The following is a 16484-nucleotide window of genomic DNA, read 5'->3' as shown; positions in this document are numbered from 1 at the left end:
CGGAGGAGGTGTGTTGCGGAGGAGGTGTGTTGTAGTGGGGACGGCGGATCGGCCGTTGGACGCCTCGGCCTTGCGGGACTGGGCACACGCCGTCGTCAGCGATCTGATCCTCCACATCGACGAGATCAACCGGCTCAATGTGTTCCCGGTCGCTGACTCCGATACCGGCGTCAACATGCTGTTCACCATGCGTGCCGCGGTCGTAGAAGCTGATTTGCACGCGAATTCGCAGGCTGACGCCGAAGACGTGGCGCGGGTTGCGGCCGCTCTCGCGGCCGGCGCGCGTTGAACGGAGCTCGCGGCAACTCCGGCGTGATCCTGTCCCAGATCCTGCGCGGGATCGCAGAGGTGACCGCGACTGCGGCCGCCGCCTCTGGCGCGGTATTGCGGGCGGTCGACGCCAACGCCCTCGGGGCCGCGTTGTGGCGCGGCGTCGAGTTGGTCGTCGCGTCGATGGGTGGCGTGGAGGTGCCGGGAACTATCGTCTCGGTGCTGCGGGCCGCCGCCGGAGCCGTCGACCAGTGCGCGCACGAGGGGTTGGCCGGTGCGGTCACCGCCGCCGGTGACGCGGCGGTCATCGCGCTGGAAAAGACCCCCGAACAGCTTGACGTGCTCGCCGATGCGGGCGCGGTGGACGCCGGCGGACGGGGCCTGCTGGTTCTGCTGGACGCGTTGCGCTCCACCATCTGCGGGCAGGCACCTGCCCGGGCGGTCTACGAACCCTCGCCGCGCGCGTTGCCGACCGACACGGCTACCCAACGCCCCGCCCCGCAATTCGAGGTGATGTATCTGTTGGCGGTATGTGATGCTGCAGCGGCGGACCAGTTGCGGGATCGACTCAAGGAATTGGGTGAGTCGGTGGCCATCGCCGCTGCTCCGCCCGACAGCTACTCCGTACACGTCCACACCGACGACGCCGGTGCCGCCGTGGAAGCCGGATTGGCGGTGGGGCGAGTTAGCCGGATCGTGATCTCGGCGCTCGGTTCCGGGACCAGCGGATTGCCGGCCGGTGGCTGGACGCGGGGCCGCGCCGTGCTGGCGGTCGTCGACGGCGACGGTGCCGCCGAGCTGTTCGCCGGGGAGGGCGCCTGCGTGCTGCGACCGGGTCCAGACGCCGTGACACCGGCCGCCGATATCAGTGCCCACCAGCTGGTGCGGGCCGTGGTAGACACCGGCGCCGCGCACGTGATGGTGCTGCCCAATGGCTATGTGGCCGCCGAAGAACTGGTGGCCGGGTGTACCGCGGCGATCGGCTGGGGCGTCGACGTGGTACCCGTGCCGACCGGATCGATGGTGCAGGGGTTGGCCGCGCTGGCCGTGCATGACGCGGCCCGCCAGGCCGTCGACGACGGCTACAGCATGGCCCGTGCCGCCGGTGCTTCCCGGCACGGATCGGTGCGCATTGCCACCCAAAAGGCGCTGACCTGGGCCGGTACCTGCAAGCCGGGCGACGGTCTGGGTATCGCGGGCGACGAGGTGCTGATCGTCGCCGACGATGTCGCCGCGGCGGCCATCGGTCTGGTCGACCTGTTGTTGGCATCGGGAGGCGATCTGGTGACGGTGCTAATTGGCGCCGGCGTAACCGAAGACGTGGCTGTCGTCCTGGAACGGCATGTGCACGACCACCATCCAGGCACCGAGCTGGTCTCCTACCGCACCGGACACCGCGGCGACGCGCTGCTGATCGGGGTCGAGTAGCGGTGGCGTCGTTAAGCGATCGGCTCGATCGCGTCCTCGGCGCCACGGCAGCCGATGCCCTCGACGAGCAGTTCGGCATGCGGACCGTCGACGACCTGCTCCGCCACTACCCGCGCAGCTACGTCGAGGGCGCGGCGCGGGTGGGTATCGGTGACGCGCGACCGGAAGCTGGCGAGCACATCACCATCGTCGACGTGATCACCGATACGTATTCGTTTCCGATGAAAAAGAAGCCGAATCGGAAATGTCTGCGCATCACCGTCGGCGGCGGCCGCAACAAGGTGACGGCCACGTTCTTCAACGCGGACTACATCATGCGGGACCTCACCAAGCACACGAAGGTGATGCTCTCCGGGGAAGTCGGCTACTACAAGGGCGCGATGCAGCTCACGCATCCGGCGTTTCTCATCCTCGACTCGCCGGACGGGAAGAACCACGGCACCAGGTCGCTCAAAAGTATCGCTGATGCCTCCAAGGCCATCAGCGGTGAATTGGTCGTGGAGGAGTTCGAGCGTCGTTTCTTCCCGATCTATCCGGCCAGCACAAAAGTGCAGAGCTGGGACATCTTCAAATGCGTGCGGCAGGTGCTCGATGTTCTCGACCGGGTCGATGATCCGTTGCCCGCGGAACTACGCGCCAAGCACGGCCTGATCCCCGAGGACGAGGCACTGCGCGCCATTCACCTTGCCGAAAGCCAGTCGTTACGCGAGCGCGCCCGGGAACGCCTGACCTTCGACGAGGCCGTGGGTCTGCAGTGGGCGCTGGTGGCCCGACGGCACGGTGAACTGTCGGAATCCGGGCCCTCGGCGGCCTGGAAATCTAACGGTCTTGCCGCTGAGCTACTGCGGCGGTTGCCTTTTGAGCTGACGGCGGGACAGCGTGAGGTGCTCGACGTGTTGTCCGACGGGCTCGCGGCGAACCGCCCGCTGAATCGCCTGCTGCAAGGCGAAGTGGGCTCGGGCAAAACGATCGTTGCGGTGTTGGCGATGCTGCAGATGGTGGACGCGGGTTACCAGTGTGCCCTGCTGGCGCCAACGGAAGTCCTTGCCGCACAACACTTGCGATCGATCCGCGATGTCCTAGGGCCGCTGGCCATGGGCGGCCAACTGGGAGGCGCCGAAAACGCCACCCGGGTGGCACTGCTCACCGGTTCGATGACGGCAGGGCAGAAGAAGCAAGTTCGCGCCGAAATCGCCAGCGGTCAGGTCGGCATCGTCATCGGCACGCACGCGCTGCTGCAGGAGGCCGTCGACTTTCACAACCTGGGCATGGTGGTGGTCGACGAGCAACACCGGTTTGGTGTCGAGCAGCGAGATCAGTTGCGCGCCAAGGCCCCCGCCGGCATTACCCCGCACCTGCTGGTGATGACCGCGACGCCGATACCGCGCACGGTCGCGCTGACCGTCTATGGCGACCTGGAAACCTCTACGCTGCGCGAACTTCCGCTCGGGCGCCAGCCGATTGCCACCAACGTCATCTTTGTCAAGGACAAGCCCGCCTGGCTCGACCGCGCCTGGCGGCGCATCATCGAAGAGGCTGCCGCCGGCCGCCAGGCCTATGTGGTGGCGCCCCGCATCGATGAGTCCGACGACACCGACGTTCAAGGCGGCGTCCGACCATCGGCCACTGCCGAAGGCCTGTTCTCCCGGTTGCGTTCCGCCGAGCTCGCAGAGTTGCGGTTGGCGCTCATGCATGGACGGTTGTCGGCCGACGACAAGGACGCTGCGATGGCGGCTTTCCGGGCCGGTGAGGTCGATGTGCTGGTGTGCACCACGGTCATTGAGGTTGGCGTCGATGTCCCCAACGCTACGGTCATGCTGGTGATGGACGCCGACCGGTTCGGCATCAGCCAATTGCACCAGCTGCGCGGCCGCATCGGGCGCGGCGAACATCCCAGCGTGTGTCTGCTGGCCAGCTGGGTGCCGCCGGATACGCCGGCGGGTCAGCGGCTGCGTGCGGTCGCCGGGACAATGGACGGGTTCGCCCTCGCCGATCTGGATCTGAAGGAGCGCAAGGAGGGAGATGTGCTGGGCCGCAACCAATCCGGCAAGGCCATCACGCTGCGGTTGCTGTCATTGGCCGAACACGAGGAATACATAGTGGCCGCGCGGGACTTCTGCATCGAGGCTTACAAGAACCCCACAGACCCCGCATTGGCGCTGATGGCCGCGCGATTCACCAGCACCGACCGCATCGAATACTTAGATAAGTCATGAACCGCAGAACGCTACTGTGGCTGTCGGCGATCGCGGCGCTGGCGCTGGTGGTCGCGTATCAGACGCTGGGATCATCGGCGGGCAGGCACGCTGACGAGTTCGCCGCCCGCGCTGGCGTGCCAACCGTGCAACCCGGTGCCGACGTGCTCGCCGGCATCGCCGTGCTACCCAAACGGATCCACCGCTACGACTACCGCAGGTCCGCATTCGGTCACCCCTGGGACGATCGCAATGACGCGCCGGGAGGGCACAACGGGTGCGACACCCGCGACGACATCCTCGACCGGGATCTGGTCGACAAGACATATGTGTCGATCAAGCGGTGTCCGAATGCGGTGGCCACCGGCACCCTGCGCGATCCGTACACCAACACCACCGTTGCCTTCCAACGCGGCGCCAGTGTTGGCCAATCGGTCCAGATCGACCACATCGTTCCGCTCTCGTATGCCTGGGACATGGGCGCCTATCGGTGGCCGAACTCCGAGCGAATGCGCTTCGCCAACGATCCGGCCAACCTGCTGGCCGTGCAGGGGCAGGCAAATCAGGACAAGGGCGATTCGCCACCGGCCCAATGGATGCCACCCAACAAGGCCTTCGCCTGTCAGTACGCGATGCAATTCATCGCCGTGCTGCGCGGCTATTCACTGCCAGTGGATCAGCCATCGTCCGACGTACTGCGTCAGGCCGCGGCCACCTGCCCGACGGGCTAGTCCACGCGCCGACGGTGAATCTCACGACGTGACACGCCGAGGAGACGTCGCGCGGTTCACAGTCGGCGGCGTATCAGGTGCCGGCGTAGGTCAGTGGATCCTCGCGCACCCGGGTGCCGTCATTGAGCCCGCCCAATGCATCCATGTGTTCGGCCGCCAACTCGAAGTCGAAGACGTCGAAGTTGCTGGCGATGCGCTCGGGTCTGGCCGAGCGGACGACCACCGCATTGCCCAATTGCAGGTTCCACCGCAGCAGCACTTGTGCGGGCGTCTTGACGTATTCGCTGGCGATTGATGTGACGGTTGGGTTGTCCAGCAGCCTGCCGAGTGCCAGGGGGCAGTAGGACTGTGTGACGACGGTGTGCTGGGCGTTAGCTTTGCGCAGTTCGTCCTGGTTGAGCAGCGGGTGCAGCTCGATCTGGTTGACCGCCGGCGTGACGAATGTGAGGTCGATAAGGTTTTCGATGTTCTCCGCGGTGAAGTTGGACACGCCGATCGATCGGGCATGGCCCTCTCCGCGGGATTGAATCATGCCTCCCCAGGCGTCCACATACTTGCCCACCGGCGGGGCCGGCCAGTGAATTAGGTAAAGGTCGACGTAGTCGAGGCCGAGGCGGTCCAAACTGGCTCTACATGCTTCCTGGGAACGGGTGAAACCCTGGTCGGGGGTGGCTAGCTTGGTGGTGACGAACAGCTCTTCGCGGGCAACGCCGGAGGCTGCAATTGCGCGGCCGACCGCGGCCTCGTTGCCATAGGCGTAGGCGGTGTCGATCAGCCGGCAGCCAATTTCCAGCGCCGCGGACACCGCACGTTCGGTCTCGTCGTCCGACAATTCCGCGACGCCGAGGCCAAGCACCGGCATCGTATGCTCGTCGTTGAGGGTAATCGAGGGTGCGGCGGCGGCGCCCGACTCGCCAGTCACGTCATCTCACCTGCCTGTGAAATTGAAGGTTTTCGGATTCGGACCAAGCCGGGTTCCGTCATCGAGCGAGGGAAATCGAACGCGTCGAAGTTGCTCGCAATCCGCATTGGGTTCACCGACTTGGGGATCACGATATTACCGAGTTGGATATGCCACCTAATCAACACCTGGGCAGGTGCTGAGCCACAGCCTTCGGCGACGGCGGCGTAAGCCGCGAATAGTGCTGGTCGGCATTCAACACTTTGGTCACCACGTAGAGTTGGCCGTTGGGCACGCCGGACTCGCGGCACCTACCGCTTGCCCGGTGTCGGCCGGCAGGACCCGAAAGACATCCAGCCTGACGGCGCGGATCGAGTGTCCGTTGCTGCGCGTGACAGAGTTTTGTAGGGAGCAGCCCATGACCAAGAGTCTGCCAGGTGTGGCAGACCTCCGTCTCGGAGCAAACCACCCGCGCATGTGGACACGGCGTGTGCAGGGCACCGTCGTCAACGTCGGAGTCAAGGTCCTTCCGTGGATCCCGACGCCTGCCAAACGGATCCTGTCGGCCGGCCGATCGGTCATTATCGATGGCAATACGCTTGACCCCACCCTGCAGCTGATGTTGTCGACTTCGCGGATCTTCGGTGTCGACGGCCTGGCCGTAGACGACGACATCGTCGCCTCTCGCGCGCACATGCGCGCGATATGCGAGGCGATGCCCGGTCCGCAGATCCACGTCGACGTGACCGACCTGTCAATACCCGGACCAGCCGGTGAGATCCCGGCGCGGCACTACCGCCCCAGCGGCGGTGGCGCCACGCCGCTGCTGGTCTTTTACCACGGTGGCGGCTGGACGCTCGGGGACTTGGACACCCATGACGCGCTGTGCCGGTTGACCTGTCGCGACGCCGACATCCAGGTACTGTCGATCGACTACCGGTTGGCTCCCGAGCATCCGGCGCCGGCCGCGGTTGAAGATGCCTATGCGGCTTTTGTATGGGCCCATGAGCACGCTTCCGATGAGTTCGGTGCGCTCCCCGGGCGGGTCGCGGTGGGCGGGGACAGTGCGGGCGGCAACCTGTCGGCCGTGGTGTGTCAGTTGGCGCGCGACAAGGCTCGCTACGAGGGTGGGCCCACCCCGGTGCTGCAGTGGCTGCTGTATCCCAGGACCGATTTCACCGCACAGACTCGCTCAATGGGCCTGTTCGGCAATGGCTTCCTGCTGACCAAGCGGGACATCGATTGGTTCCACACGCAATACCTCAGGGATTCCGATGTCGATCCGGCGGATCCGCGGTTGTCGCCGTTGTTGGCCGAATCGCTGTCCGGGCTGGCGCCTGCTCTCATCGCGGTCGCCGGCTTCGACCCATTGCGCGACGAAGGAGAAAGCTATGCGAAGGCGCTGCGGGCTGCCGGGACTGCAGTGGACTTGCGGTATCTGGGTTCGCTGACGCATGGCTTCCTCAACCTGTTTCAGCTGGGGGGAGGCAGTGCTGCCGGGACCAACGAGCTGATCTCCGCGCTGCGCGCGCACCTTAGCCGGGTTTGAGTCGAGGCTGGCTTGCCGCCGGTACGCTAGAGGCGCCGTCGCCTGACCGCGGCCGCGACAAGCCGACAAATCGAGCACGTGAGGATCAGCGAAACTGTGGCCGACAAATCCAAACGCCCCCCGCGATTCGATCTGAAGTCCGCCGACGGCAGCTTCGGCCGGCTCGTCCAGATTGGTGGCACCACCATCGTCGTCGTTTTTGCCGTCGTCCTGGTCTTCTACATCGTGACGTCGCGCGACGACAAGAAGGACGGCGTCGCGGGCCCCGGCGATGCAGTACGGGTGACGTCGAGCAAGCTGGTCACCCAGCCCGGAACCAGCAACCCCAAGGCCGTGGTGTCCTTCTACGAGGATTTCCTGTGTCCGGCGTGCGGCATATTCGAGCGCGGTTTCGGGCCAACCGTGTCCAAGCTCGTGGACATCGGCGCTGTCGCGGCCGATTACACGATGGTGGCCATTCTCGATAGCGCCAGCAATCAACACTATTCGTCGCGAGCGGCTGCTGCGGCTTATTGCGTTGCCGACGAATCGATCGAGGCGTTCCGCCGCTTCCACGCCGCCTTGTTCAGCAAGGACATCCAGCCTGCCGAGCTCGGCAAGGATTTCCCCGACAACGCGCGGTTGATCGAACTTGCCCGCGAAGCCGGCGTCGTGGGCAAGGTGCCCGACTGCATCAACAGCGGCAAGTACATCGAAAAAGTCGACGGGCTGGCGGCGGCGGTCAACGTGCACGCGACCCCGACGGTCCGGGTCAATGGCACAGAGTACGAGTGGTCGACGCCGGCGGCGCTGGTCGCCAAGATCAAAGAAATTGTGGGTGATGTGCCGGGCATTGACTCGGCCGCTGCTACCGCGACATCCTGACGATTGTGGTGGCAGCTCGACCTGCCGAGCGATCCGGCGACCCGGCTGCGGTGCGGGTGCCGGTGCCTAGCGCGTGGTGGGTGCTGATCGGCGGTGTGATCGGGCTGTTCGCTTCGATGACGCTCACGGTGGAGAAGGTCAGGATTCTGCTCGATCCGATCTATGTGCCGTCATGCAATGTCAACCCGATAGTGTCGTGCGGCTCGGTGATGACCACACCGCAGGCGTCGTTGCTGGGCTTTCCCAACCCGCTTCTCGGCATTGCGGGCTTCACCGTGGTGGTGGTCACCGGGGTGCTGGCGGTGGCGAAAGTGCCGTTGCCCAGGTGGTATTGGATCGGCCTGGCGGTCGGGATCCTGGTTGGTGTGGCGTTCGTGCATTGGCTGATATTCCAGAGCCTGTACCGTATCGGTGCCCTGTGCCCATACTGCATGGTGGTCTGGGCGGTCATCGCCACACTGCTGGTGGTGGTCGCGTCCATCGTTTTCGGTCCGATGCGGGAAAACCGGGGAAGCCAGGAGCGCGTCGGGGCACGGCTGCTCTATCAATGGCGATGGTCGCTGGCCACGCTCTGGTTCACGACAGTATTCCTGCTGATCATGGTCCGCTTTTGGGACTATTGGTCGACGCTGATCTGAGACATCCGGATAAGGGAGCCACACGTGTTTTCCAAGGTGCTCGTCGCCAATCGCGGGGAGATCGCGATCCGGGCCTTTCGTGCCGCCTACGAACTGGGCGTCGGAACCGTGGCCGTTTATCCGTACGAGGACCGCAATTCGCAGCACCGTCTCAAGGCGGACGAGTCTTACCAGATCGGCGACATCGGTCACCCGGTGCATGCATACCTGTCGGTCGACGAGATCGTCGCGACGGCCCGTCGGGCGGGTGCCGACGCTATCTACCCTGGCTACGGGTTTCTATCGGAGAATCCGGATCTGGCTGCGGCATGCGCGGCGGCGGGCATCAGCTTCGTCGGTCCCAGCGCCGAAGTGCTTGAGCTGGCTGGGAATAAGTCTCGCGCCATCGCGGCGGCCCGCGAAGCCGGCTTGCCCGTGCTGATGTCCTCGGCGCCGTCGGCCTCGGTCGACGAACTGCTGTCGGTTGCGGCCGGCATGCCGTTTCCGTTGTTCGTCAAGGCAGTTGCCGGTGGCGGGGGCCGGGGTATGCGTCGTGTCGGCGATATCGCGGCGCTTCCGGAGGCGATCGAAGCCGCCAGCCGGGAAGCCGAGTCGGCGTTCGGGGACCCGACGGTCTATCTCGAGCAGGCAGTGATCAATCCACGCCACATCGAGGTGCAGATTCTGGCGGACAACCTCGGCGACGTGATCCATCTCTATGAGCGTGACTGCAGTGTGCAGCGTCGCCATCAGAAGGTCATCGAGCTGGCGCCCGCGCCGCACCTGGACGCCGAGTTGCGTTACAAGATGTGCGTCGATGCGGTCGCCTTCGCCCGCCATATCGGGTACAGCTGCGCGGGCACCGTCGAGTTCCTGCTGGACGAGCGAGGGGAGTATGTCTTCATCGAGATGAATCCGCGGGTTCAGGTGGAGCACACGGTGACCGAGGAGATTACCGACGTCGACCTGGTCGCCAGCCAGCTGCGCATTGCCGCCGGGGAGACGCTCGAACAATTGGGCCTGCGGCAGGAGGACATCGCACCGCATGGCGCCGCACTACAGTGCCGGATCACCACCGAGGATCCGGCCAACGGCTTCCGGCCGGACACGGGCCGGATCAGCGCGTTGCGCACCGCCGGCGGTGCCGGTGTCCGCCTGGACGGCAGCACCAACCTGGGCGCAGAAATCAGCCCGTACTTCGACTCCATGCTGGTCAAGCTGACCTGTCGGGGCCGTGACCTCCCTACCGCAGTGAGCCGTGCGCGCCGGGCGATCGCGGAGTTCCGGATCCGCGGGGTATCGACGAATATTCCGTTCCTGCAAGCGGTCCTGGATGACCCGGACTTCCGAGCGGGCCGGGTCACCACGTCCTTCATTGATGAGCGGCCGCAGCTGCTGACCGCGCGCGCCTCGGCCGACCGCGGCACCAAGATCCTTAACTTCCTGGCCGATGTCACCGTCAACAACCCGTATGGCTCGCGTCCGTCAACGATCTACCCGGACGACAAGCTGCCCGATCTTGATCTGCGGGCCGCACCACCGGCCGGGTCCAAGCAGCGACTAGTCAAGTTGGGGCCGGAAGGATTTGCTCGTTGGCTGCGGGAGTCGGCCGCGGTCGGGGTCACCGATACCACATTCCGGGATGCTCACCAGTCGTTACTGGCTACCCGAGTACGCACCAGCGGACTGTCGCGGGTGGCACCGTATCTCGCGCGGACCATGCCGCAGCTGTTGTCCGTGGAGTGTTGGGGCGGTGCGACTTACGATGTGGCGCTGCGCTTTCTCAAGGAGGATCCCTGGGAACGGCTGGCCACACTGCGTGCAGCAATGCCCAATATCTGCTTGCAGATGCTATTGCGGGGCCGCAATACCGTGGGCTACACGCCGTACCCGGAAATCGTGACGTCGGCGTTTGTGCAAGAAGCAACAGCCACCGGTATCGACATCTTTCGTATCTTCGACGCGCTCAACAACATCGAGTCGATGCGTCCGGCGATCGACGCAGTACGCGAAACAGGTTCTGCGATAGCAGAAGTCGCGATGTGCTACACGGGCGACCTTACCGATCCGGGTGAACAGCTGTACACGCTGGACTACTACCTGAAACTGGCTGAGCAGATCGTGGACGCCGGCGCCCATGTGCTGGCGATCAAGGATATGGCTGGACTGTTGCGCCCGCCGGCCGCTCAAAGGTTGGTCAGCGCCCTGCGCAGTCGCTTCGACCTGCCCGTTCACCTGCACACCCACGACACACCGGGTGGCCAGCTCGCCAGCTATGTGGCCGCTTGGCACGCCGGGGCCGATGCCGTCGACGGCGCCGCCGCGCCGCTGGCGGGAACGACCAGCCAGCCCGCGCTGAGCTCGATCGTTGCTGCCGCTGCCCACACCGAGTACGACACCGGCCTGTCGCTTTCGGCGGTGTGCGCCCTGGAGCCGTACTGGGAGGCGTTACGAAAAGTGTATGCGCCGTTCGAGTCTGGGTTGCCGGGGCCGACGGGGCGGGTTTATCACCACGAGATTCCGGGCGGCCAACTGTCCAATCTGCGCCAGCAAGCAATTGCTCTTGGTCTGGGAGATCGATTCGAAGAGATCGAAGAGGCCTACGCGGGCGCCGACCGAGTGTTGGGCAGGCTGGTTAAGGTCACGCCAACGTCCAAGGTGGTCGGCGATCTGGCGCTGGCACTGGTCGGCGCCGGTGTCAGTGCAGACGAATTCGCCTCCGATCCAGCGCGATTTGGCATCCCGGAATCGGTACTCGGATTTCTGCGGGGCGAGCTGGGTGATCCGCCCGGCGGGTGGCCCGAACCGCTGCGCACTGCGGCGCTGGCCGGTCGCGGGGCGGCCAGGCCCACTGCGCAATTGGCGGCGGACGACGAGATTGCCCTATCGTCGGTCGGAGCCAAGCGTCAGGCCACCCTGAACAGGCTGTTATTTCCCAGTCCAACAAAGGAATTCAATGAGCACCGGGAAGCCTACGGCGACACGTCGCAATTGTCGGCCAACCAGTTCTTCTATGGTCTGCGCCAAGGTGAAGAGCATCGGGTGAAGCTGGAGCGTGGGGTGGAGCTGTTGATCGGGCTGGAGGCCATTTCCGAACCCGACGAACGCGGCATGCGAACGGTGATGTGCATCCTCAACGGGCAGCTGCGGCCGGTGCTAGTGCGCGACCGCAGCATTGCCAGTGCCGTTCCGGCCGCCGAGAAGGCCGACCGCGGCAATCCCGGACACATCGCCGCGCCATTTGCCGGAGTCGTCACGGTCGGGGTGTGCGTCGGCGAGCGGGTCGGCGCCGGCCAAACCATCGCCACCATCGAGGCGATGAAGATGGAAGCCCCGATCACCGCCCCGGTTGCCGGCACCGTGGAGCGGGTGGCGGTGTCGGACACCGCCCAGGTGGAGGGCGGAGACCTGTTGGTGGTGGTGAGCTGACCGCCCCGGCGACGATGCAGTGGGGGTACCGCCTGCTTGCGGGGGACGAAGCGATGAGGTGGGGGTACCGCCCGCTTGCGGAGGAGCGGCGCAGATGAGCACCGCCGGCGACGATGCAGTGGGGGTACCGCCCGCTTGCGGGGGACGAAGCGATGAGGTGGGGGTACCGCCCGCTTGCGAGGGAGAGCGGCGCACTTGACCCGGATCATCGGCGGTGTCGCCGGAGGCCGGCGCATTGCCGTCCCACCACGCGGAACCAGACCTACCACCGATCGGGTGCGCGAGTCGCTATTCAACATCGTGACTGCGCGGCGGGATCTGACCGGTCTGGCGGTGTTGGACCTCTATGCGGGTTCCGGCGCCCTGGGGCTGGAGGCGTTGTCGCGGGGAGCGGCGTCCGTGCTGTTCGTGGAGTCCGACCAGCGCAGCGCGGCCGTCATTGCGCGCAACATCGAGGCCCTAGGTCTCTCCGGTGCGACGCTGCGCCGGGGCGCGGTGGCGGCCGTCGTGGCGGCCGGGACCACGTCCCCGGTGGATCTGGTGTTGGCCGACCCGCCCTACAACGTCGACTCCGCCGACGTTGACGCCATCCTGGCCGCACTGGGCACCAACGGCTGGACGCGCGAGGGAACCGTAGCGGTGGTGGAGCGTGCGACCACGTGCGCGCCGTTGACGTGGCCGGAGGGCTGGCGCCGATGGCCCCAGCGTGTTTACGGCGACACCCGTTTGGAACTGGCCGAACGGCTTTTTGCCAACGTGTAGCGTCATCGGTCATGACCGCCGGCGACGATGCGGTGGGGGCCGTGCCCGCTTGCGGGGGACGCAGCGATGAGGAGGAGCGGCGCAGATGACGGGCGCGGTATGCCCAGGGTCATTTGACCCGGTGACGTTAGGCCACGTCGACATTTTCGAACGCGCCGCAGCCCAATTCGACGAGGTGGTGGTTGCCATCCTGGTCAACCCTGCAAAGACGGGCATGTTCGACCTCGACGAGCGGATCGCGATGGTCAAGGAGTCGACAACGCACCTGCCCAATCTGCGCGTGCAGGTCGGGCATGGCTTGGTGGTCGACTTTGTCAGGTCTTGCGGGATGACCGCGATCGTGAAGGGGCTGCGCACCGGCACCGACTTCGAATACGAGCTGCAGATGGCGCAAATGAACAAACACATTGCCGGTGTGGACACCTTTTTCGTCGCGACCGCGCCACGGTATTCGTTCGTGTCGTCCTCACTGGCCAAAGAAGTCGCGATGCTGGGCGGTGACGTGTCCGAGTTGCTGCCCGAACCGGTGAATCGCCGGCTGCGGGACAGGCTCAACACCGAACGGACCTAGCTCCTTTGCGGGACTAGGTCCGATCGTGTGAGGCCTTCGCCGACTAGCTGGGGTCAAAGCACTCGTAGAACGTCTGGGTTGCGTAGTCGTAGCAGGTGTAGGTGCCCCACTCGGGTTGGTGGGTCGGGGCGGCATTGGCGGTGCCGGTAGCGGCTCCGAAGGCCGCCAGTCCGATCGCCGAGGCTAGCAGAGACATGCCGGCGAGGGCGCGGATACGGGCAGTGAACATTGGGTACCTCTCTGTCGCGTTGTGGCTGAATGTTGGTTTGCCGGCGGTGGCCGACAAGTCAAGATTGACCGCGGCCGCTTGGCGTATCCTTGCGACGTTCTTGGGACCGACTTGCCTAGCGCGGGCTCGGTGGCGGACGGCGTTTCCTTCGACGAAAGGCGCGTTGCACCATTCGCACCGGCCCAGTGGGACTGGCGTGAACGTTCTTCGAAAGCGATATTGGATGCGCTAGGTGCGAAAATTGTCCTAATTCGGGGCCGCGCTGAGCAGACCCACCGGTCCTGTCTACACTCCGCTCCTTTGACCGCACCTGCCGCAGGCCAGGTCTTCGGGGTTCTTCCACAGTGCAAAGCGGGTGTCCCTTGAGCTTGCGTACTCGCTCATGAGCTGGCCGCGCCGGGGCGTTTTTGGCGGGCCGACCCCGGCCCCACGTGGGCTCGCTACGTGACAGCGCCCACCCGGACAGTTCACGTTGACCGGGTGAGGCCAAACGGCGCCGAGCGTGCACTGGGGGCGAGATTCGGGCCAGCCGATTTTCCGCCCTCAGTTCACGCTGGGCGACGGCGCCGAAACGGCCAGTCGACGCCGTGACCATCATGGGCACCAAGAAGTTGACCGCAACGCGCGCAGTCACCCATGTCAGAAGACGATGGTCTGGTTGTGATGCACGATGACGCGGTCTTGGCAGTGCCAGAGCACGGCGCGGGAAAGCACTGCGCGTTCGACGTCGGCGCCGACACGCACCAGATCATCGACGGTGTGGGTGTGGTCGACACGAACGACGTCTTGTTCGATGATGGGCCCCTCGTCGAGAACTTCGGTCACGTAGTGGGCGGTCGCGCCGATCAGTTTGACGCCGCGTTCTCGTGCGCGCTGGTACGGGGCCGCGCCGGTGAAGGCTGGAAGGAACGAATGGTGAATGTTGATCAGCGGGCAGCCGATCGCCTCCAAGAACCCCGGGCTGAGTATCTGCATGTAGCGTGCCAGCACTACTAAATCCACATTGCCGCTTAGCAACTGAAGCTGACGCTGTTCGGCTTCCGTACGAGTGTCGCGAGTGGCGGGAATATGTATGAATGGCACACCGAACGGGCGTACGTGCGCGGCCAGGTCAGGATGATTGGCAATCACCATGACAACCGACATTTCTAGCTCGCCGCGACGGTTGCGCCACAACAAGTCCAGCAAGCAGTGGTCCTCTGTCGATGCCATGATTGCGACCCGCTTAGGCTTGGCTGCTTCGGCAAATCGGTAGTCGATGCCGAACTTGTCCGCCACAGTGCTGCCGAAGTCGCGCTGCAGTTCGTCGACGGCGGCCGTGAGACCGGGCAGGTGAAAGATTGCGCGCTGCAAGAACGTTCCGCCCTCCGGCGCGGTGGAGTGCTGGTCCAGAGAAATGATGTTGGCGCCGGCCCGGGCCAGGAAGGTGCTCACCGCGGCGATGATTCCAGGGCGGTCGTGGCACCGAAGCAGTAACCGGCCAATATCGGCCGGCGGCGGTGGACCGCCAGGCGGTGGCGGATAATCCGGCTCGTTCGGCGTTGCGTGCGCGGTCATGCTCCCTTTGCCCATGGGTGGAATACCCGCAGGCCAGGATACCGCCGCCGGTGGCCTTTTCGGCGCCGACTGATCGGCGTGGTGGCGCTAGTGGCCGAGGTGATCGTCGTGGCGGTCATGGTGGTCATGCGGGGCATCCGGTGAGCCGCCCATCATGCGTAGCATCGGGAGACCGCCCGATGTGATGAATCGGACCACCAAGGCCGCCGCGATCACCAGAAAGATGACGTTGAGCCAGGTGGTGTAGTTCCACGATATTTCTGCGGTCATGACCGTAGCGCTGCGCTGGCTCGGGATGAGATTCGTTGTACCGAAGAGAAGTTCGATGAGATAGCCAGCGACGACCATCGATGCGTAGAAGGTGCCGAGCAGCACCAGCATCATCCTGGCGCCATAGTATTTACGGTAGATATTCAGGATCGGCAGTATCAGTAGGTCGGCGAAGATGAACGCGATGACCCCGCCGAAGCTGATGCCTCCGTTCCACAGCACCGCGGCAAGTGGCACGTTGCCGATCGAGCAAACAAACGAAACGATGGCCACGATGGGTCCTATGATCGGACCCCAGACCGCCGACCAGGCCGGATGATTGGCTAAAAAGAAGCTCTGCCAGAACGATTCGGGTACCCATGCCGCGATAGCACCGGCGATCAGCAGCCCGAGAATGAGGTCGCGCAGGATCGCCAACCACTCCATCACGAACACATGGGCGATGGAGGTAAATCCCGGTGGGGAAAGGAGTCGTCGCCAAAATGAGCCTTCCCGCTTGATGGACATGTCCATGGCGGCATGGCCTTCCATCGAGCCTGCGAGTCCCCGTTCGGCCTGTTCCCGGGCGGCGTCGATGAGCCGGGCGCCGACGAACAACCGGAACAACACGGCCAGGACAAGGATCATTATTGGACCGCCAACGAACTCGGCGGCGGTGAACTGCCAGCCCATCAGCAGGGCCAGGATGATGCCCAACTCCACCACGAGGTTGGTGGAACCGATCTCGAACGCCATAGCGGCAGTGAAGTTGGCCCCTTTGCGGAATAGTGACCGAGCCAAAGCCACCGCGGCATACGAGCACGACGACGAGGCCGCGCCCAGGCCGGTGGCGATTACCAGGGTGCGCGGCCGATCGTCGCCGAGCAGCGTGACGATCGTGGAGCGGCGCACCACGGCTTGAACCACCGCCGACAGCGCGAAGCCCAGGATCAGCGCCCACAGGATTTCCCAGGTCATCGACGCGGTCAGCGCCAGTGCGTGCCCGATCGCTCCCAGCACTGCTGCCGTCACTCGGTCCTCCACTTTGGTTGAGGTCACGCTCTGCCCTCCACCATATACCACCCGGGGGTATAGTCACCGGGGTGGGCAACGACCGCGCAGTGGTGCCGCT

Annotated in this window: 14 protein-coding genes and 3 other annotated features; of the genes, 10 read left to right on the top strand and 4 right to left on the bottom strand. The window is 65.0% G+C overall.

Annotated features, from left to right (window positions below; genetic code table 11):
- Window positions 1–34: 34 nt before the first annotated feature.
- From Rv2975c to Rv2972c, 4 genes are read left to right on the top strand one after another with little or no spacing between them, the layout of a single operon-like run.
- Window positions 35–289, top strand: coding sequence for a hypothetical protein (locus Rv2975c; protein ID NP_217491.1), 255 nt, complete (start codon window positions 35–37; stop codon window positions 287–289).
- The gene (locus Rv2974c; RefSeq protein ID NP_217490.1) at window positions 286–1698 is read left to right on the top strand and encodes a hypothetical protein; all 1413 of its coding nucleotides are present in this window, start codon (window positions 286–288) and stop codon (window positions 1696–1698) included. Before Rv2975c ends, Rv2974c begins: the two co-directional genes overlap by 4 nt.
- Window positions 1699–1700: 2 nt before the next feature.
- The gene (gene recG, locus Rv2973c) at window positions 1701–3914 is read left to right on the top strand and encodes an ATP-dependent DNA helicase RecG (protein NP_217489.1); all 2214 of its coding nucleotides are present in this window, start codon (window positions 1701–1703) and stop codon (window positions 3912–3914) included.
- A complete protein-coding gene (locus tag Rv2972c; RefSeq protein NP_217488.1) occupies window positions 3911–4624 on the top strand; it encodes a hypothetical protein in 714 nt (237 codons plus the stop codon). Before recG ends, Rv2972c begins: the two co-directional genes overlap by 4 nt.
- A gap of 73 nt (window positions 4625–4697) precedes the next feature.
- Here the strand turns inward: Rv2972c and Rv2971 are convergent, their stop codons facing one another.
- Window positions 4698–5546: an oxidoreductase gene (locus Rv2971; protein ID NP_217487.1), complete on the bottom strand. Its 849-nt coding sequence runs from the start codon at window positions 5544–5546 to the stop codon at window positions 4698–4700.
- Window positions 5543–5713, bottom strand: a complete 171-nt coding sequence (locus Rv2970A) for a hypothetical protein (protein YP_177681.1) — start codon at window positions 5711–5713, stop codon at window positions 5543–5545. Before Rv2970A ends, Rv2971 begins: the two co-directional genes overlap by 4 nt.
- 230 nt (window positions 5714–5943) lie before the next feature.
- Between Rv2970A and lipN the strand changes: the two genes are divergently transcribed.
- From lipN to kdtB, 6 genes are all read left to right on the top strand, one after another.
- A complete protein-coding gene (lipN, locus tag Rv2970c) occupies window positions 5944–7074 on the top strand; it encodes a lipase/esterase LipN (protein ID NP_217486.1) in 1131 nt (376 codons plus the stop codon).
- 96 nt (window positions 7075–7170) lie between these two features.
- Window positions 7171–7938 (top strand): hypothetical protein, encoded by a 768-nt coding sequence (locus Rv2969c; protein NP_217485.1) that lies wholly within the window; start codon window positions 7171–7173, stop codon window positions 7936–7938.
- 5 nt (window positions 7939–7943) lie between these two features.
- Window positions 7944–8576 carry an integral membrane protein gene (locus Rv2968c; RefSeq protein NP_217484.1) on the top strand — a complete coding sequence of 211 codons (633 nt, stop codon included), beginning with the start codon at window positions 7944–7946 and terminating at the stop codon, window positions 8574–8576.
- 24 nt (window positions 8577–8600) lie between these two features.
- A complete protein-coding gene (gene pca / locus Rv2967c; protein ID NP_217483.1) occupies window positions 8601–11984 on the top strand; it encodes a pyruvate carboxylase in 3384 nt (1127 codons plus the stop codon).
- Window positions 11981–12078 (top strand) — a repeat region (98 bp Mycobacterial Interspersed Repetitive Unit,Class III). Its footprint overlaps the gene before it by 4 nt.
- Window positions 12079–12179: a repeat region (101 bp Mycobacterial Interspersed Repetitive Unit,Class III), on the top strand. It abuts the feature before it with no gap.
- Window positions 12180–12746 carry a methyltransferase gene (locus Rv2966c; protein ID NP_217482.1) on the top strand — a complete coding sequence of 189 codons (567 nt, stop codon included), beginning with the start codon at window positions 12180–12182 and terminating at the stop codon, window positions 12744–12746. It begins immediately after the preceding feature.
- An 11-nt stretch (window positions 12747–12757) separates the two neighbouring features.
- Window positions 12758–12812, top strand: a repeat region (55 bp Mycobacterial Interspersed Repetitive Unit,Class III).
- Window positions 12813–12831: 19 nt separating this feature from the next.
- Complete coding sequence (kdtB, locus tag Rv2965c) at window positions 12832–13317, top strand: phosphopantetheine adenylyltransferase (protein ID NP_217481.1); 486 nt, start codon at window positions 12832–12834, stop codon at window positions 13315–13317.
- 868 nt (window positions 13318–14185) lie between these two features.
- Here the strand turns inward: kdtB and purU are convergent.
- Window positions 14186–15118 (bottom strand): formyltetrahydrofolate deformylase, encoded by a 933-nt coding sequence (gene purU / locus Rv2964; protein NP_217480.1) that lies wholly within the window; start codon window positions 15116–15118, stop codon window positions 14186–14188.
- A 72-nt stretch (window positions 15119–15190) separates the two neighbouring features.
- The gene (locus Rv2963; RefSeq protein NP_217479.1) at window positions 15191–16411 is read right to left on the bottom strand and encodes an integral membrane protein; all 1221 of its coding nucleotides are present in this window, start codon (window positions 16409–16411) and stop codon (window positions 15191–15193) included.
- Window positions 16412–16484: the final 73 nt, after the last annotated feature.

Origin of the sequence: Mycobacterium tuberculosis H37Rv (genome assembly GCF_000195955.2) — a bacterium.
Lineage (GTDB): Bacteria > Actinomycetota > Actinomycetes > Mycobacteriales > Mycobacteriaceae > Mycobacterium > Mycobacterium tuberculosis.
Note: the sequence above shows the minus strand (reverse complement) of the source record. Positions and strands in the feature narration are given on the sequence as shown.